The following is a 16,611-nucleotide window of genomic DNA, read 5'->3' as shown; positions in this document are numbered from 1 at the left end:
GACTCCTAATCGAGCAGCGGGTTAAAAGACCCGGATGTATCGGGATCTTCCAGCGCAGGATTTTCATTCAGGTCATTGTCAAAAGAAGGAGGTGTCAGTTCGGGAAATTCAGTGTCGGGTACGGAAAAGTCCTGAATAAGCATGTTATCCTGAATATGCTTCAAGAGTACTTCATCCCGCTGCTGCTGAAACTGGTGGATTTCGCAGGCTTCACGGGGTTCGGTCCCGGCAATAAATATCTCCTCTATTATTCCTTCGTCGCACTCCTGGGTCGGCAGTTTTCCCGAGACGGCACATACCCGAACAGTAACGATACCGGAGTCGGGCTTGAAGAAGTCCTTCGGTTCAAGATTGCTGTGGACCTCTTTCATGAAACGGGCCCAAATGGGACCGGCGGCTGTGGCTCCGGTAATATAACGGCCGAGGCTGTTTCCCGGCATATCGAACCCGAACCAGACTGCGGTTGTCATGTACGGCGAAAACCCCACCGTCCAGGCGTCTCCCCAGTTCTGGGTCGTGCCGGTTTTTCCCGCCATGGGCATGCCGTCGAAACCGCCGATGTTGCGACGTCTGTTCGCCAGGGTTCCGAATTCAACGGTACTCTCGAGGAGGTCCACCATAACGTAGGCGGCCTGGGGAGAGAGTATGCGGGTATTCTGTCCCTTGCGCTGACTGAGTAGTTCCTTCTCGTGTTCCAGGACCATGTTCCCCTGCCTGTCCTGAATATAGGTTATACCGATGGGTACAACCTCCTTGCCGGCGTTGGGAAAAGTGGCGAAGGCCCGGGCCATATTGATGGGTGCCACCGAGACGATTCCAAGGCCCAGGGGATAGCGGCGGGGAAAAACATCCTCGTTATTTCGCTGATCGTACAGTCCCAGAAGGCGGGAGGCCCGTTCAATAGCGGCGTCGAAACCGATACCGTCCAGTACCTGGATGGAAGGCACGTTCATCGATGTAGCCAGGGCATATCGCAGAAGTACGGAACCCTCCCACTCACCCAGGAAGTTCTGGGGTTCGTAGGGGGTACCGTCGGCATTCCAGAAGACAATGGGGCCGTCATAAAGACGGGTGGCGGGGGTGAATTTACCCGAAGAAATGGCGGCGGAATAGTACAGGGGTTTGAAGGAGGATCCGGGCTGAAGCTTGGACTGGACGGCGCGATTCAGTTTTGTGGTTTCAAAATCCGAACCTCCCACCATGGAGAGTATGTGTCCCGTCTCATTTTCCAGGGTAATCAGGGCCCCCTCTATAATTGAACGGTCATTTTCTGTTTTCTGGTAATCGTAGGTACGGTTGACAAAGCTCTTGAGGGACTGGGAGCCCGTGGACATGGCGATCAGGTCCACCAGGGGATTCATTTTTCCCAGGTACGATGATTTTGCTTCCCGTCGCTGCCGTGCCCCGGCAACCTTTATATTATCGATATTGAATGCCAGAGACATCATGTCAAGCAGCGGTACGTACCTGGTATCGACAACGGAAAAACGTTCCTGGGATGAAGATCTGTATCGCTGATTGATGGAACGTATCCCCTCACGCATAATTGAATCGGCGGTGCGCTGATATTCCAGATCCAGGGTTGTATGTACGATATATCCGTCCTTGTAGATGTCCACGGAGCCGAACAGAAGATCCTCGAGCTGCTGGCGTATATATTCGCTGAAATAGGGAGCCTGGCTCTCATTCGACAGATAGGCGCTGGTGCTGCTCGATCTGGTATAATCCCAGGAATCCCAGAAATCCCGGAAGGAGTCGTCGGCCTCTTCTTTGGCCACGTATCCCAGTTGAATCATCTGATCCAGGACGTAGCGTTGACGGTCCCGGGCGGCTTCGGGATGGAGAATGGGGGAGTAGCCCGAAGGGGCAGAAAAAAGAGGTACAAGGATAGCCGCTTCAGCTATGCTTACTTCCCTGGCCGAGTGGCCGAAATAGAGCTGGGATGCCGCCTCCACACCGTAGGTACCATGGCCCAGAAACTCCTGGTTAAGGTAGAGTTCCAGGATCTCATCTTTCGTAAAGGATCTTTCCAACAGGAATGCAAACCAGAGTTCCCGAATTTTGCGTTCAATCGTTTTTTTCGAACGGTCCGCAAAAAGTCGGCCCGCTACCTGCTGGGTTATGGTGCTTCCGCCGCCTGAGAAGCGGCCCATGGCCATATCGATGGCCGCCTTGGTGGTCCGGACAAAGTCGAAACCGGAATGGGTGTAAAAATTGCGGTCTTCCCTGGTAAGTACAGCGTAAATAAGGTGCTTGGGAAGCTCATCAACATGAATGATCTCCCGTTTTTCCTCTCCAAAGAGTTCGGTAATGAGTTTGCCGTTACGATCAAGGATCTGGGTCGGTAGAGAAGGGCGGTAGTCCCTGAGTTCCCGGACTACATCGATATTACGTATCGATGCGATTGCCAGTCCGAGGGTAATTCCGACGCCCAGGGCGACCAGGAGGGTTATACCGATGATGATTTGCACAATTACGCGCTGACGACGGGAAAATGCCATAGGGCTACAGTAGGTAGGCACTCCGGTTTTGTCAAGATAGGACGATCATCCCCGGGGACCTAAAAAAAGGCCGATTCCGAAGAATCGGCCAGGTTGGTAGGTTGCCGAATACCATAGTAAACTGGGAGGGGAACTATAAATATCCGACACCTTTATTTTCGGTCATTCTGCAAAAAAGATTAGTTTTCCTTTACAAAAACATCTAAAAACAGGGTGATTGTATAGGTTTTTCCACCCAGTACTTCGAACTCCCGTGTCATGGAGTAATCCCCCAGTTTAAATACAACTGTATGCACCCCTTCCTCTACTTTCAATGATGCACCGCTGACTCGCTGGCCGTCAAGGAAAATAAGCGTTCCTTCGGGAGTTTCAAAATTAATCCTGGGTTCCTTCTTTTCAAGAACGATGTTCTGGCCGGTTCTGGTTCCCCTGGTGATGGAGACAGAGCGCTTTACCGGCATATAGGCGGAAGATTCAATGCTCACCTCGTGGATACCTTCGGAAAGAAGATAGCCCTTTTCCCGGTACTCAAGCTCCCGGCCGTCTATACGCAGGGTGTAGGGGTGTTCATCCGGAGCGGTAACCGTCAGATCGAGAATTCCCTCTGCGGCAAGATAGGGATATGCCTTTATTTTCAAGGGGGCGCTGTATATGTCCGACGGGATACCTTTCATAATGGGAAGAACGGTCAGAATCAGGGGAAAATCCTCCACGGTAACTTGGTTCCTGAGAAGAACCGTTTCAGGGTTTCGCGGCAGTTCGGTATCCTTTCGCAGGGGAATCTGGATATACATCTTACGTGCAGCAGGGACAATATAATAATTCAGGGATTCACCGAAATAGCGGCGCATTCCGGTGGTTTCCGGCCGTGGATCGACTCTTCTGTAAAGGTATACGGCGAAACTGTCCCGTAAACGCCGTAACTCTTCAGGGATTGAAAGTTCAATCTCTACACCGGTAATAAATTCGGTGTTTGCACCAAGGTCCAGGGAAACGAGCTCCTCGATGGTAAAAGAAGCCTCGGGCTGTTTGTCCGCCCGTACTTCCAGAATATCGACTACCGAACCCCGTACCGCATCGGCTGTCAGGGCCGGTGATACCGGGAGGGATAAAATGAGGATAAGAAGAATGGGGAATACCGATTTCATCGTGTACCCTTACCGAATAAAATACGAAGGGTCCCTGGAGACACCCTTCCGTCGGACTTCGAAATGGAGATGAGGACCTGTTGTCTGTCCTGTAACACCAACCTCTCCTATAATCATACCCAATACTACTTCCTGATTCAATCGTACAAGGCTTTTTTTTAGATGTCCGTAGAGGGTCTGGTAGCCGTTTGCATGCTCCAGGACTATGTAGAGGCCGTAAACCTCGTCAGCGCCATTAAAAATCACCCTCCCTTCCCTGGCGGCCAGGACCTCTGCGCCCATGGGAGCGGCAAGATCGATTCCGTGATGAAACTGGCTGTGTCCGCTGAAGGGATCGATTCGCTCTCCGTAACTGGAACTGACAACCCCTGCCCGCAGGGGAAAACCGAGAAAAACTCCCAGGAAAAATGATCGTTCCACAGGTCCGAAGCGTTCTCCGGGATAGAAAATATACTCCTGGTCGCCAAAGGGACTGCAGGGAATACCGTTTTCCCGGGGAATTGATTCGGAAAACCTGTCCATATCGTTACGGGGATCCCGGGGTACGAACAGACCCGGCTGATTCGGCAGCAACAGACTTTCTCCCTTCTGCAGTCTTGTGTTGCGGACGTAACCGTTCAGGCTGGCGAGGGTATCGTAGGGCAGAGAGCAGCGGGATGCGATGGAAAAAAGATCCTGATCCTCCTTGAGGATATGTCTGAAAAAGATCAGTTCCGGAAGGACTGATTTTCGGGCCTCTGCCTTGTAAAAATCAGCGATTTCTTCCCCCAGCTGGATAAAAAGGGGGTCCCGAAAGCTCAATTCTCTGATAAGAGGATAGTCGGGAAGGGCAAACAGAAGCCCCTGAATCAGCAGTACGGGACAGAGTATGCTTCTGATTCTCATGCTCTTTCAGGTTTTCGCCGGATAAGCAGTCCGAAGAGCAGAAGCCCCAGGGCGGCAGACAGGATCCCCGGCAGGACTGCCCCGTATATAAAGGCTGCCACGGCCGCGTAGACTGCAAGAAGAATCCCCCCGGCATGAAGCGTCCGGAGCAGCAGAACAGGGAGATGTCTTCGACGCACCGAACGGTATGCCAGCCATGCCAGGGTACAGACAATCAGCAGCCGGGAGTAAAGGGCCGTGTGCTGTATGGCAAGGAACCAGAGGGGAAAAGCTATTATCGCGGCCGTCAGGGCAATTATGATCGCGGCCAGAAAAAAGCGCAGAAGATTTCTGAAAAAATTTCCATAGCCTGCAAGAATGGAACGAAAAATATCACGGTAATCTGTCATCCTGCGGTCCTCTGAATCTTTTCCATAGTGCTTCTGTAGATGTCCGCTTCGTCTTCACGGCCCAGTTCCCCCGCCAGGTCAATCAGGACAGAGAGGGTTTCCATGGTGTTCTCGCGCCTGTTGAGTACGGCGTATATATCCAGGGCGGTCTGCAGATGAAGATAGGCTTCCTCCCGGTTTCCCATCCTGCTGTTTACAATCCCCAGGGCAAAGTAGTCATCCGCTATTCCGAGGGTGTTTTCTATCTGCTTGTCCATATCCAGGGCGGAGTGCAGATAATCCCGGGCTGCAGGATACTCCTCAAGTTTTGAGAAAACCGAAGCCAGCATGTACAGGGATCCGGCAATCTCTTCCCTGCGGTCCAGGCGTCTGTTGATCGCTATGCTCTTTTCCAGATTTCCCCTGGCTTCCTGGAGATTCCCGTCCGCCTTTTCCAGGGCTCCCATGCTGTGATAGATATCCGCAAGAATATCCTCAGGAGTATTCCCGGTTTTATTCAGCAGTTCCCGGGCTTCGTCGAAGATCCTGCGGGCCTGCTGCATGCTGCCCCGGTTCAGTGCCAGCTTTAGCTGGCTGTTCAGTACCCGGAGTTCCAGGTCGCTTCGCTGCATGCGTGCCGCCAGCTCCCTGGCAGCCTGGAGCGAAGTTCCGGCCTCGGCAAAGCGCCCAAGCATAAGATAGGTCTGTCCAAGGGCATCCCGGGAAAGGACGATCCCCTCTTTATAATCCACGGCAATATTGTTTTCCAGAGCCATGATATAGAACTTCAGGGCCTGGTCAAAAAGAGCCTGATCAAAATAGCGGTTGCCGTATTCGGTATACTCGGCTGCCCGGTTTTTGGCGAGGGACACCGTTTCCGGCCGATCCGGCGTGGAGGAGCAGCCGCTGAAGAGTAGAACCAGTGCCAGGCAGAAGAGGCCAAAGTGCTGTTTACTCATTAGAAGTCCCTGTCTCTGTATGATTTGTAGATGGCTGCCTGCTCTTTGGTCTCGCTTATACCGCCCCTGAGAAGAGGATTGTTTTTAAGTGCCTCGAGTACATCCTTGCCGTGATCCAGGGCCACTCTTCCGTCCTCAATTATACCGGAGAGCTGGGGGGTCGTCGCGTTGATAAAAACAGCGAACTCTTCGAGTTGAACGAGGCTTTTATTGATCCCTGTCAGAATACCCTCGATTTCGGTATACAGACGGGCTTTGTCGTCGAGGAACATGGCAATGGAACTGTCCGAGGCCACGATATCGGACATGAACTTCCGGGGATCGGAAAGTTCACCCGAGAGCTTTTCCACATTCGCCATGGTGGCGTTCAGCCTGCCTGTAAGCCCCTCCATGGAATCCGCAAGCTGAGAGCTTATACTCTCCACGTTACGGATCGTTCCTCCCACGGGACCGGGATTCTGTCCTGCCAGGGTACTCGTGGTAGTCTCGATCAGATCATTCAGAGAGAGAAGGGTGTCCGTGGCGACGGCAATGATGGTGGAAACATCGTTCATAAGTACGTTTACCGCATCGCTTCGGCTTATCTGCACCAGACCAGCGCTTACCAGGCGGCGACCTTCATCAAAATCGGTTGACGGTATATACGCCCCGCCGGGAAGCGGATCTGTGGGTTTCAAGCCCGGGTAGAGGATAAGCCCTCCCCCCAGTCCCAGAGGATTGGAAGCCAGCTCGAGGATTGAATTTTCGTATATCTTTTCGTGAAAATTATCGAAAATGGAAAAGTTTATCTCCACACGGTTGTCGTCCATCAGACTGATATCGTTGACTTTCCCTACTTGAAATCCCTTGAGGGTAATGGACATTCCCCGTTTCAGGCCCTCCGCTGAGTCGAAAATGCTGTAGAAGGAGGGATCATTTTTAAACCAGCGCTGGTTAATTCCCATCAGAATCATAACCAGGCCTACAAAAACGATTGCCAGTAAGACAAAGATGCCGGTTATCTGCTCTGCGTAGCGAATTTTAAACTTCATGCCTTTCCTTCACATTCATCACGATGACGTCTCTCATTCTAGTGCTGCCCGTCCTGCCTGTCAATTATCGGGTCAGCCCGGAAACCGGCTCTTCTACAGATCAAAGGGATTTTCCCCTTCGGGAGAGAGCAACTGGAGCAGATCATCGCCGAGAATTGATTCCGCGTCCACTACCGTTCCGATAATCTCTTTAACTGCATCGTTTTCACCGCTCAGTACGTCCCGTAAAGGACCATGGCTCAGGATGGAACCGCCGTCTATGACCATCAGATCATCCGCGACGGCGGAGATCAACTCCTTGTCGTGGGAACAGATAAAAAGGGTTTTTCCCTGTCCTTTCAGGTTTTTGATAATGCGGTGCATCCTGGCGGCGATGTTTGCATCCACATTTCCTGTGGGGGTATCCAGAAACAGAATATCCGGATCCGTTATCAGGGCGCGCATGAAACCGATCATTTTGCACTCGCCCCCCGAAAGCTGGGCGGGCCGCAACTGGGGATTGTCCCTGAAACCGATCTGTCGGATGGCCTCTTCTATTCTTCGACGGTTCTCCTTTTTGTCCAGGCCGGGATAATGATACTCCAGGGGGAGACTGAGATTCTCCCAGATGGAACGATTGGCCCAGAGCGCGCCGTCCTGGAAAACAAAGCCGCAGCGCCGCCGGAAATCCCGGTTTTCTTTCTCACTCATCTGAAAAATATCATTTCCCCGATAATAGACCCGGCCGCTTTCCGGCGGAATGATGCCGGCGGCTATTTTGAGAAAGGTGCTTTTTCCCGATCCCGATGGTCCCAGGAAAAAGGTGGCCCGTCCTTCCCGGAAACGTGCGGAGGCATCTTTGATGATCTGTACGCCTCCGCGAATAAGGCTTACAGCTTCAAGTTCAAGGACAGTTTCCAGTGCCATATCCGGGCCTCACAGATAGTAAATCATGGTTATTACCGCGTTGGCGATGATGCAGAGAATAAAACCCTGTCCCACTGCTTTTATGACCTTCTGGGGAATCTCGGTGGAAGCCTGCTGTACCGCAAAGCCGTTGTAGGTTGCAACGGTGCTGATAATTACGCCGAAAACCAGGCTCTTGACGAAGGCCGATGCAATGTCCGCCAGCCGGATCTGGGCCAGGAGGTTTCCGAAGTATTCCAGAAACTGGATCGGACGAATCAACTGGGTCAGAAAGTAGGACCCCACCAGCCCGAAAATGTTGAAATAGATGTTGAGCACCAGCAGAGAAATCGTCACGCCCAGAAATCGGGGAACCACGAGATAGGAGATGGGATTGATGCCGATGGAGACGTAGGCCTCCACCTCGTGGGAGATCACCATGTTTCCCAGTTCCGTCGCAATGGCGGTACCCGAGCGGGCGGTAATGATAAATGCCGTCAGAAGAGGTCCGAGCTCGCGGGTTATCACGGTTATCAGAATAGTGTAGATCAGTTCTCCCTGGCCGAACTGGGGCAGCAGATTGACCCCCTGAACGATAATGACCGCCCCCAGGGCCATGGCGATAAGACCGGTAATGGCCAGGGCCTCGAAGCCGGTAAAGAGAATCTGCATGACAAGTACATGAAAACCGACCTGTTTCCGGCGGATAAAGAGTGCTGCCTCCTTGATTACCAGGAAGAAAAAGCCCGCAGCGTAGGCAAGACCCTCAAGTTTCCCGATAAACCAGCGGCCAAGTTGTGCTACCATAGATGCTACTATAATAGGGTATAGCGGCACATACCGCAAGTTCGCAGCCGGCGCTCAGAGCCCAAGATGAACCAGCAGGGAGAGGTCCCGGGGGATTTTTTTACCCCAGGAGGTTTTTCCAAAAAAGCGCCGGTCCTCCGGAACTCCGTGAAAATCCGAACCCCCGGAACAGACGAGGCCGTTATCCCGGGCAAGAAGGCCGAGGCGACTGCTCTGGTCGCGGTTAACGGAGGGATGGATAATTTCCATGCCCATTATGCCGATCTCCTTCCATTGGGGAATGAGCTCCAAAAGGGTTGAAAAGGAGATTTTCAGTGACCAGGGATGGGCAACCACCGGTATCCCCCCCGCCGACCGAATGGCATTGACACACTCATGGAGGGGAGGGTTTTCTCTGGGAAGGTAATAGGGCCGCCCCTCGGAAAGAAAACGGTCGAAGGCCTCTCTTCTGCTTCCCGCAATGCCTTTTTGAATAAAGTAATCGGCAATATGGGGGCGTCCCGGGGATGGGCCGGGGATTGCCTCTCTCCATTCATGGTAGTCCACGGGCAGAGCATCCGCCGTCATGCTTCTGAAGATTCTGCGGTTACGTTCTTCCCGGGCTTCCCGGATACGGGCCAGAAGCCCGACGGCCTCAAGGCGTGCCGGATCAAAGTTGTATCCCAGAAGATGAAGTTCGCCATGGCTGAACTCCGCGGATAGTTCTACTCCGGTAAGGGCCGTTACGCCGAGTTCCGCCGCGGCCAAGGTAAATTCCTGCAATCCCGAAAGGGTATCGTGGTCGGTCAGGGCGAGGATCGAGTCCGCCTCTTCTGCCCCTTTACGTATCAGATCCGTGGGTGAGAGCCGGCCGTCGGAGGCAGTTGAGTGGAGATGAAGGTCGATCACCCGGCTATACTAGGCAATATATCCCTCTTTAACAAGGGAAAGGCTTCCATTATTCGGGAATTAATCCGATAGTTATAAGGAGAGGCGGCGATTGACAGTATCTCCGTTTCGTCGCTACAATTTTCACCAAGCGAGGTGGTGGTAACCTGCGATGCCTAAAGCGATTAATTTTAAGGCAAACTCGGTGGTCTACTTCCGGGGCGATGTCAGCGAAAAAATCTATATACTCAAGTCAGGACGCGTCAATCTTCGTTCCAACGATATCGAAACAGGGCAGGAGATAAACGAGCAGATCAAAACCGGCGAGTTCTTCGGCGTTAAATCTTCTCTGGGAAAATACCCCCGGGAAGAGACCGCTATGGTACTCTCGGATTCCACGATGCTTGTGTTTTCCGTACCCGAGTTTGAACAGGTCGTGCTGAAGAACACCCGTATCATCATGAAGATGCTCAAGGTCTTTTCAAATCAGCTGCGCAGGATCCATCAACAGGTCCAGAACCTGATTTCCACCAGCGACAGCGAGACGGATCCTGAAGACGGGCTGTTTCAGATCGGTGAATACTACCTGAAAAACAAGCGATACCGACAGGCCCTGTATACCTTTCAGCGCTATCTTTTATACTATCCCCACGGAAAATACGCCGAGGAGGCCACGGCAAACATCTCCCTGGCCGAACAGTACAGCCAGCGGAACGTTCCCCTGCGGGAGGAAAACCCCAACGAGGTCAGACCCGCCGCCAGGGGTGCCGGCTTGAGTGCCGGAGCACGGGAATACTACGATGCAGTCAGCCTTTTCAGCCAGCAGCGCTACGATGAGGCCCTGAAACAGTTCAAACTGATTGTGGAAAAAGGCGATGACGACGAGTATGTGGCCAAGTCCTATTACGAGATGGGCCGCTGTCTCTTTTCTTTGAACAAGTATACTGAGACTGTCAGCCACTTTACCGGTCTGATTCAGCGCTATCCAAAGCATCCTGACCTGGCCGACGCTCTCTTCTATGTAGCCAGTGCCTACGACAAGGAAGGAAGCGCCACGAAAGCCAGGGGACTGTTTACCAAGATCCTGAATATGACCACCGAGGATAATCCTGTTAACAGAAAATCCAGAAAAGCCTTGAAATCGCTGGAGGGGAGGGGATAATGGCTCTGGATATGTCCATGTTCAACCGATTCGCCGTTACCTTTGAAAAAGGGGATATAATATTCTGTGAACACGAACCGGGGGACACCTTTTACCTGATACAGTCCGGCAGGGTACAGATCGTCAAGATAATGGAAGACCTGGAAAAGAATCTGGATATTCTTCAGCCCGGGGAGATCTTCGGCGAAATGGCCATCCTGGAGGACTCTCCCAGATCGGCCACCGCCATCGCCCTGGATCCCTGCAAGCTGCTGGAATTCAATCAGGAGAACTTTGAAGTTCTGATGCAGGGTAATCCCCAGATCGCTCTTAAACTGCTGAAACTCTTTACCAAGCGGGTCTACGATCAGAAACGCCGCTTTATGATCCTGACCCTGGAGGATGAACAGGCCCGGGTCGCTGATGTGTTCCTCATGCTGGCGGAAACCCAGCAGCGGCAGCTGAATGACAACGACGAGCGTACCTTCATGACCAGTGTTGACGATATCGCCCACTGGGCGGGGATGAGCACGGACAAGGTCAGGCAGATCCTGAACCATTTCGTCGCCCAGCGGCGGGTGGATATATTCAGTGACCGGATTGTCGTCAAAAACATCAACGACTTCCAGCGTTTTGTGAATACCAGAAGAAAAAAACAGCAGGTTGAGTAAACCTCAGGACCTGAATCCACCTGACTTTTTCAAAAAAAGTTACGCACAAGCTGCACCAAAAAGCCTGCGGATACGTCTACTATACATGTAGGAGGCGAAGATGAGCCGCAGGCTCGATACACTCTTTCGTGAAAAATCCAGTCAGCTTCTCTCCTTTATAAGGAAGCGCATAGGCAACCCCGGGGATGCGGAAGACCTGTTGCAGGACCTGTTTACCAGGGCCGCCGAGAACCTGGATGCCCTGAGCCCTGTGGAAAATCTTGGTGCCTGGATCTGGGCGGCTGCACGAAACCGAATCATCGATTATTACCGTTCAAAACAGACCTGGCTTAAAAGAGAATCCTCCGTTGTACCCGGGACCCTCGAGGGAGAAAATGATCTGATGGATGACCGCTCTCCGGGTGTCGAAGATGCCCTGCTGCGGGAGGAGATGATAGACGCCCTGTATGAGAGTCTCGATGAACTTCCCCCTGAGCAGCGGGAGGTATTTCTGCTCCAGGCGGTGGATGGAAGAACCTTTGCGGAGATTTCCGAACTGACGGGTGTCTCAATCAATACCCTTACGGCCCGCAAACGCTATGCCCTGCGCTTCCTTCGCAGGCGGCTTGCAGATCTTAAAGTTTTTTTTGATGAAATGGAACACTGATATTTATCGGGAGGAGATACTATGCACATTCACAAGGACAGACAGTTCAAGGTATTCCGGATCATTCCCTGGGTTATCCTCGGAATACTGGGCGCGGCATTTCTGGCCCTGATTTTCGGCCTGGTGGTCATGTTTCTGTGGAACTGGCTTATGCCGCAGATTTTCGGCTTGACCGAAATTACCTACTGGCAGGCCTGGGGACTTGTCCTGCTGGCCCAGATCCTGTTCAAGGGCGGACATCATCACAGTGATCATCGCGGGGACAGCCGGAGACATCATGATGTATGGCGGGAAAAATTCCATGAGAAATTCGGTAGAACCGAAGAGGTGAATCTGAACGGGGAGGGGGAAAACGAAGATGCTGCTGACTGAACTGAACCTGAAAATGCTTAATCTGGAGGCCCGGAAATTCACCGATGCAATAATCGGGCATCTGCCCCTGAAATCCGGGCAGAAAGTGGCGGATATCGGTGCCGGGGGAGGGGCCTTTACCCTTCCCCTGGCCCGGACAGTCGGTGCCGCAGGAGAGGTTTATGCCGTCGATACCGACTCCCACCGGCTGGCATATATAGCCAGGACGGCCAGGAGGGCAGGATTGAGTAATCAGATCATACTGGTCCTGGGCGACACGGATGATTGCCTGATCCCGGAAGATTCGGTGGACCTGGTTTTTTCCAGAAACAGCTTTCATCATCTGGATAATCCGAATACGTATTTTTCTTCCGTGCGCCGGGCCCTCAAGCCGGGGGGCGCTGTGGCGGTTATCGATCACGATGGCTCCCGGGGCTGGATGCCGAAGCATGGTCACAGTACTCCGCCGGAAAGAATCAGCCGGGTACTTGAAGGGACGGGCTTCCGTTTTTCTGAGAGAATTACGCAAATACCGGGGCAGTCGTTTCAGATTTTTCTAAAGTGACAGGACCTCTTCTATTTCATGCAGACATCGACTTCGAAGGGGCCGTACTGGGTACTGAAGGGGATCGCGATAACCGGGGTAGTTTTAGGCCAGAGGATGCGGTGATTCTTTCCAATAATCACCGCCGGCGGAGAGATGCTGATGGAGCTCTGAACAAGCTGGTCGGATACATTACTCGAGATGATGTTGGTAAGTTCCCCGACCATGCTGTAGACAGTCTCCCGACGTTTGTTGTCATCGTGGAGGATGATCCCCGATTTTTCCAGAAGCTTGTCCGCAAGCAGGCTCGGCAGCCTGAAGGAGATAATACCCGAATAATCACCGGTAATTCCGAGAATCCCGGAGATTTCCCAGCGATGGCTCAACTGGTTTTCCAGAACATAAGCCGGACACGAGGTTATTCTGAGCCCGAACATATCCCTGAAAAGACGGATTGCCGAATGGAGAAACAGGTTGATAATATCTGCATTCATTGTATTCCTGGGTTTAACCGCCTTCGCCGTCTCCATGCAGCTGGAATTATATCATCACTTCACTGAAACTCCAAATTTCTTTCATAACTTGTTCATACCTTCGGTATAGATTCATCGATGTAAACCAAAGAGAGGTCGCACAGACGACCAGGAGGACGTTATGAAACATTTCGCACTTGTATTTATGCTGGTACTTCTTGCAGGCATGGCTGTTTTTGCCGAAGGTTCACGAGAAGTGGCGAGGCCCGCACTTGAAGGGGACCTGGTTACCCTTACGGGAAGCATCGATTTGTCCGTGAACCCGCCGGTTCTGAAATCCGGAGGTGAAGAGTACCTTGTTATGGTTCCCCGGACCTACCAGGAAGAAATTGCCGTTGAAGACGGCGCCCAGGTGAGTCTGGAGGGCTATGTTCATGAGGGATATGGCAGGAATACTGCAGATAAGCAGGTAATCAGTGTAACCCGGGCCATTATTGACGGTACTGAATACGATGTTGAATCCTACCGGCAAACCGGAGCGATGGCTCAGGGGCCCAGGTTTGCTTCTGACCGGGGCGGAAACAGCCAGGGGCGAGGCTCTTCCAGAGGTCCAGCGGGTAAAACAGGTCCCGGAGGACGGAGATAAGAACAGAAGCTGCCTGTCGATAGTACAATGGAACCGCCCCGATCAATTGGGGCGGTTTTTGCAGTGTGGCCCCTGGTGTTCAGACCCGACAGAAGACGATTTTTCTCGCTATCTGAAGTATTGCACTGTATACTCTTTACAGTTCGTGTTTGTAATTTGATAGCAGACATATCATGAATCGGGGTGTTTCCTTTTATATGGGGGTTATCCAGCATGGAAAAGAGGGTCTTGAATGTTCCCAATGCGCTTTCCCTGTCCCGACTGATTTTTCTTCCTGTTCTCGTCGTTTTTGTGCAGTTCGACAGGCGTTCAGCTTTTCTTGTGGCCTACATTATCCTCGGTTCCACGGATTTTTTTGACGGCTGGGTTGCCCGGACCTTCAATCAGAAAACAGAGCTTGGGAAGAAGCTCGATTCATTCGTGGACATATTTTTCTACCTGGGAAGCGCCTGGTTCATGTACAAGCTCTATCTGGTCTACCTGGTGCCGAATATGCTTCTTTTAAAGGTCTTCTTCGCTCTGTTTGTGCTTTCCTTCATTGTTTCGGGCTTTTACTGCGGAAAACCGATCATGATGCATACTTTTCTTCTCAGACTTAACGGCGTTCTGGTTTATGCCCTGGTAATCCTGTCCGGTTACCTGAATACCACATACTTTATAACAATCATTCTGGTAATTTACCTGATCGGCTTTATCGAAGAGATTGCCATTTTCGTACGTTTCGGGGAGGTCGATCCTGATACAAAGTCAATCTTTCATTTAATTACAGCTGAACAGGCCCTTAATGACGAAAAAACCGGTTAATACGGTTACGATCTGATCTTTCCTGTAAAACAAGTGTATCAAGCTCATGTTCTCAACCAGTCGGTGATAGAAATCATCTGTCAGAGACGAGGAAAAATGCAATTGTGTTGTTTTACTAAGGGGGTGTAGAATAATACAAAAGTGGTGAGTAGATTATGTTATGTAGATAAAACTTAAGAGTAATAGTACTATAGTAAAAATAGGAGTAGCTGATGCCTGAGTTCCCAGAAGATCTAATGGATTATGACGAACTTGAACCTGATGAACTTGAAGAAAATTATAATATTGAATACTCATTAACTAGCTATGGTATTGACTTTGATGTAACAGGACTTGTTCGTCGTTTTAATGCAAAAACGGTTTTTGCTCCAGAATTTCAAAGAAGTTTTGTTTGGAATATAAGGAAAGCATCTAAATTTATAGAATCCCTTTTGTTAGGTTTGCCTGTTCCAGGAATTTTCTTATTGAAAGAGGACGAAAGCCAAAAATTTCTTATTATAGATGGTTTGCAACGTCTAACAAGTTTGGCGTCATATTTTAATAATGATTTTTTAGGCAAAAAATTTAGATTATCAGGAGTAAGTAATGCATTTAACGGCAAAACAATAAATGATTTACCTTCTGAACTAAAAATGAAATTAGAAGATACTGTTATACACTCAACAGTTATTAAAGCAGATGATCCGATTGAAAAGAATTACTCTAGTGTTTATTTGATATTTGAAAGGTTGAATACTGGTGGAATGAATCTGAGCCCACAAGAGATTCGTAATTGTATCTACCAAGGAGAGTTCCTTAAATTAATTATTGAGTTAGCAAATAATGAAAAATTTCTAGATATACTGCGAATTGACAAAAAGAGAAAAAAACATGAAGAGATCTGTCTAAGGCTAATTGCGTTATCGTTAGATTATGAAAACTATACAGGTAATATGAAGCAATTTTTAAATAATTTTATTGATTATAATAAGAACTTTGAAAAATATAGTTATGACATGATATACACATCATTTATCAGTGTAATTGATGTAATTAGCAACCATATTGATAATAATGTTTTTCGGCCTAATAAAGGGCCAATCAATCTAGCAATATTAGACAGTGTTTATGCAGGATTATCACATTTATATCTGAATGGAAAAAAAATAAATGTAGGAAATATTTCTGATAAGTTATTGTCTATAATTCAATCCACTGAATTTCAGAAAACAATAATGACTGGGAAGACGCACCATACTGAAAGTATTAAGAATAGAATTAGGATTATTATAAGATCATTGGAATAATGAAAGAAATTGATAGTAGGCAACGAAGAATTGATAATTTATTTAAAAAAGTCACAGTGATTCTAAAGGGCGATAGTTATGATATCGAACTAATTGCTGAATTCACTAAATACCTATGTGTGCTTGTGTCTGGTCATTTAGAAAAATCTATTTATATGTGTCTTTTGGCTTATTCATCTAACCATGGTTCAATAGAGGTAAGAAATTATATTGATTCAAATCTAAAGAATTTTACAAATGCACGCACGGGGAAGATAGAGAGTCTTTTGGAGCAATTTAACAGAGAGTGGAAATCAAATTTAGTTGAAATGAGAGATTATGAAGAAATAAAAGGATCGGTTAACAGTTTAATAACTGTACGACATGCTATCGCACACGGAAACACAATCGATTTGTCAATGGTAAGTTTAACAAAATATTATGACGATACAAAAAAATTGATTAGGAAAATTTTCGAGATTACTACATAACCAGCAATTGGAGCAGTCAAACCTACTGTCACGGTTCTTGCTTTCGCAAGAACACGCGCCAGCTTAACGGTTTGCAGCTCAATTGGATGTTATATATATTGAAAAAAAGCTAAACGCGGTATATATTG

The 16,611-nt window shown here is 49.7% G+C and carries 19 protein-coding genes; 9 read left to right on the top strand and 10 right to left on the bottom strand.

The window, feature by feature from the left end; genetic code table 11:
* Nucleotides 1-5 precede the first annotated feature (5 nt).
* The 9 genes from B4O97_RS17990 to B4O97_RS17950 form a co-directional block, all read right to left on the bottom strand.
* The gene (locus B4O97_RS17990; RefSeq protein ID WP_083052907.1) at nt 6-2,501 is read right to left on the bottom strand and encodes a penicillin-binding protein 1A; all 2,496 of its coding nucleotides are present in this window, start codon (nt 2,499-2,501) and stop codon (nt 6-8) included.
* A gap of 179 nt (nt 2,502-2,680) precedes the next feature.
* Complete coding sequence (locus B4O97_RS17985) at nt 2,681-3,649, bottom strand: hypothetical protein (protein WP_083052906.1); 969 nt, start codon at nt 3,647-3,649, stop codon at nt 2,681-2,683.
* 9 nt (nt 3,650-3,658) lie between these two features.
* Complete coding sequence (locus B4O97_RS17980; RefSeq protein ID WP_083052905.1) at nt 3,659-4,534, bottom strand: LysM peptidoglycan-binding domain-containing M23 family metallopeptidase; 876 nt, start codon at nt 4,532-4,534, stop codon at nt 3,659-3,661.
* Entirely contained in the window at nt 4,531-4,923 is a 393-nt protein-coding gene (locus B4O97_RS17975; RefSeq protein WP_083052904.1) for a hypothetical protein, read from the bottom strand. Before B4O97_RS17975 ends, B4O97_RS17980 begins: the two co-directional genes overlap by 4 nt.
* Complete coding sequence (locus B4O97_RS17970) at nt 4,920-5,861, bottom strand: tetratricopeptide repeat protein (RefSeq protein ID WP_083052903.1); 942 nt, start codon at nt 5,859-5,861, stop codon at nt 4,920-4,922. Before B4O97_RS17970 ends, B4O97_RS17975 begins: the two co-directional genes overlap by 4 nt.
* A complete protein-coding gene (locus B4O97_RS17965) occupies nt 5,861-6,892 on the bottom strand; it encodes an MlaD family protein (protein WP_083052902.1) in 1,032 nt (343 codons plus the stop codon). The genes B4O97_RS17970 and B4O97_RS17965 overlap by 1 nt, the downstream gene beginning before the upstream one ends.
* A 93-nt stretch (nt 6,893-6,985) precedes the next feature.
* Nucleotides 6,986-7,798, bottom strand: a complete 813-nt coding sequence (locus tag B4O97_RS17960; protein ID WP_083052901.1) for an ABC transporter ATP-binding protein — start codon at nt 7,796-7,798, stop codon at nt 6,986-6,988.
* A 9-nt stretch (nt 7,799-7,807) separates the two neighbouring features.
* The gene (locus tag B4O97_RS17955) at nt 7,808-8,584 is read right to left on the bottom strand and encodes an ABC transporter permease (protein WP_083052900.1); all 777 of its coding nucleotides are present in this window, start codon (nt 8,582-8,584) and stop codon (nt 7,808-7,810) included.
* Between the two features lie 54 nt (nt 8,585-8,638).
* Nucleotides 8,639-9,472 (bottom strand): PHP domain-containing protein, encoded by an 834-nt coding sequence (locus B4O97_RS17950; protein ID WP_083052899.1) that lies wholly within the window; start codon nt 9,470-9,472, stop codon nt 8,639-8,641.
* A 151-nt stretch (nt 9,473-9,623) separates the two neighbouring features.
* On the opposite strand from B4O97_RS17950, the gene B4O97_RS17945 reads away from it, so the two are divergent.
* From B4O97_RS17945 to B4O97_RS17925, 5 genes are all read left to right on the top strand, one after another.
* Nucleotides 9,624-10,613 carry a cyclic nucleotide-binding domain-containing protein gene (locus tag B4O97_RS17945; protein WP_083052898.1) on the top strand — a complete coding sequence of 330 codons (990 nt, stop codon included), beginning with the start codon at nt 9,624-9,626 and terminating at the stop codon, nt 10,611-10,613.
* Nucleotides 10,613-11,263: a Crp/Fnr family transcriptional regulator gene (locus tag B4O97_RS17940; RefSeq protein ID WP_083052897.1), complete on the top strand. Its 651-nt coding sequence runs from the start codon at nt 10,613-10,615 to the stop codon at nt 11,261-11,263. The genes B4O97_RS17945 and B4O97_RS17940 overlap by 1 nt, the downstream gene beginning before the upstream one ends.
* Nucleotides 11,264-11,363: 100 nt before the next feature.
* Nucleotides 11,364-11,909 carry an RNA polymerase sigma factor gene (locus tag B4O97_RS17935; protein WP_083052896.1) on the top strand — a complete coding sequence of 182 codons (546 nt, stop codon included), beginning with the start codon at nt 11,364-11,366 and terminating at the stop codon, nt 11,907-11,909.
* Between the two features lie 21 nt (nt 11,910-11,930).
* A complete protein-coding gene (locus B4O97_RS17930) occupies nt 11,931-12,281 on the top strand; it encodes a hypothetical protein (protein ID WP_083052895.1) in 351 nt (116 codons plus the stop codon).
* Nucleotides 12,268-12,825 carry a class I SAM-dependent methyltransferase gene (locus tag B4O97_RS17925; RefSeq protein WP_083052894.1) on the top strand — a complete coding sequence of 186 codons (558 nt, stop codon included), beginning with the start codon at nt 12,268-12,270 and terminating at the stop codon, nt 12,823-12,825. The genes B4O97_RS17930 and B4O97_RS17925 overlap by 14 nt, the downstream gene beginning before the upstream one ends.
* Before the next feature lie 11 nt (nt 12,826-12,836).
* Here B4O97_RS17925 and B4O97_RS17920 read toward each other — a convergent pair whose 3' ends face one another.
* The gene (locus tag B4O97_RS17920) at nt 12,837-13,298 is read right to left on the bottom strand and encodes a chemotaxis protein CheX (protein WP_083052893.1); all 462 of its coding nucleotides are present in this window, start codon (nt 13,296-13,298) and stop codon (nt 12,837-12,839) included.
* A 160-nt stretch (nt 13,299-13,458) separates the two neighbouring features.
* Here B4O97_RS17920 and B4O97_RS17915 point away from each other — a divergent pair, with 160 nt between their 5' ends.
* From B4O97_RS17915 to B4O97_RS17900, 4 genes are all read left to right on the top strand, one after another.
* Nucleotides 13,459-13,923 (top strand): hypothetical protein, encoded by a 465-nt coding sequence (locus B4O97_RS17915; protein ID WP_083052892.1) that lies wholly within the window; start codon nt 13,459-13,461, stop codon nt 13,921-13,923.
* A 213-nt stretch (nt 13,924-14,136) separates the two neighbouring features.
* Nucleotides 14,137-14,727, top strand: coding sequence for a CDP-alcohol phosphatidyltransferase family protein (locus tag B4O97_RS17910; RefSeq protein ID WP_083052891.1), 591 nt, complete (start codon nt 14,137-14,139; stop codon nt 14,725-14,727).
* 212 nt (nt 14,728-14,939) lie between these two features.
* Nucleotides 14,940-16,013, top strand: coding sequence for a DUF262 domain-containing protein (locus tag B4O97_RS17905; RefSeq protein ID WP_083052890.1), 1,074 nt, complete (start codon nt 14,940-14,942; stop codon nt 16,011-16,013).
* On the top strand, nt 16,013-16,483 hold the full coding sequence (locus tag B4O97_RS17900) for a HEPN domain-containing protein (RefSeq protein ID WP_083052889.1): 471 nt from the start codon (nt 16,013-16,015) through the stop codon (nt 16,481-16,483). Before B4O97_RS17905 ends, B4O97_RS17900 begins: the two co-directional genes overlap by 1 nt.
* The last annotated feature ends 128 nt before the right edge of the window (nt 16,484-16,611 follow it).

It is taken from the genome of Marispirochaeta aestuarii, from assembly GCF_002087085.1.
GTDB classification, from domain to species: Bacteria; Spirochaetota; Spirochaetia; order JC444; family Marispirochaetaceae; genus Marispirochaeta; species Marispirochaeta aestuarii.
The sequence above is the reverse complement of the archived record's forward strand: the minus strand, read 5'-3'. Positions and strand labels throughout refer to the sequence as shown.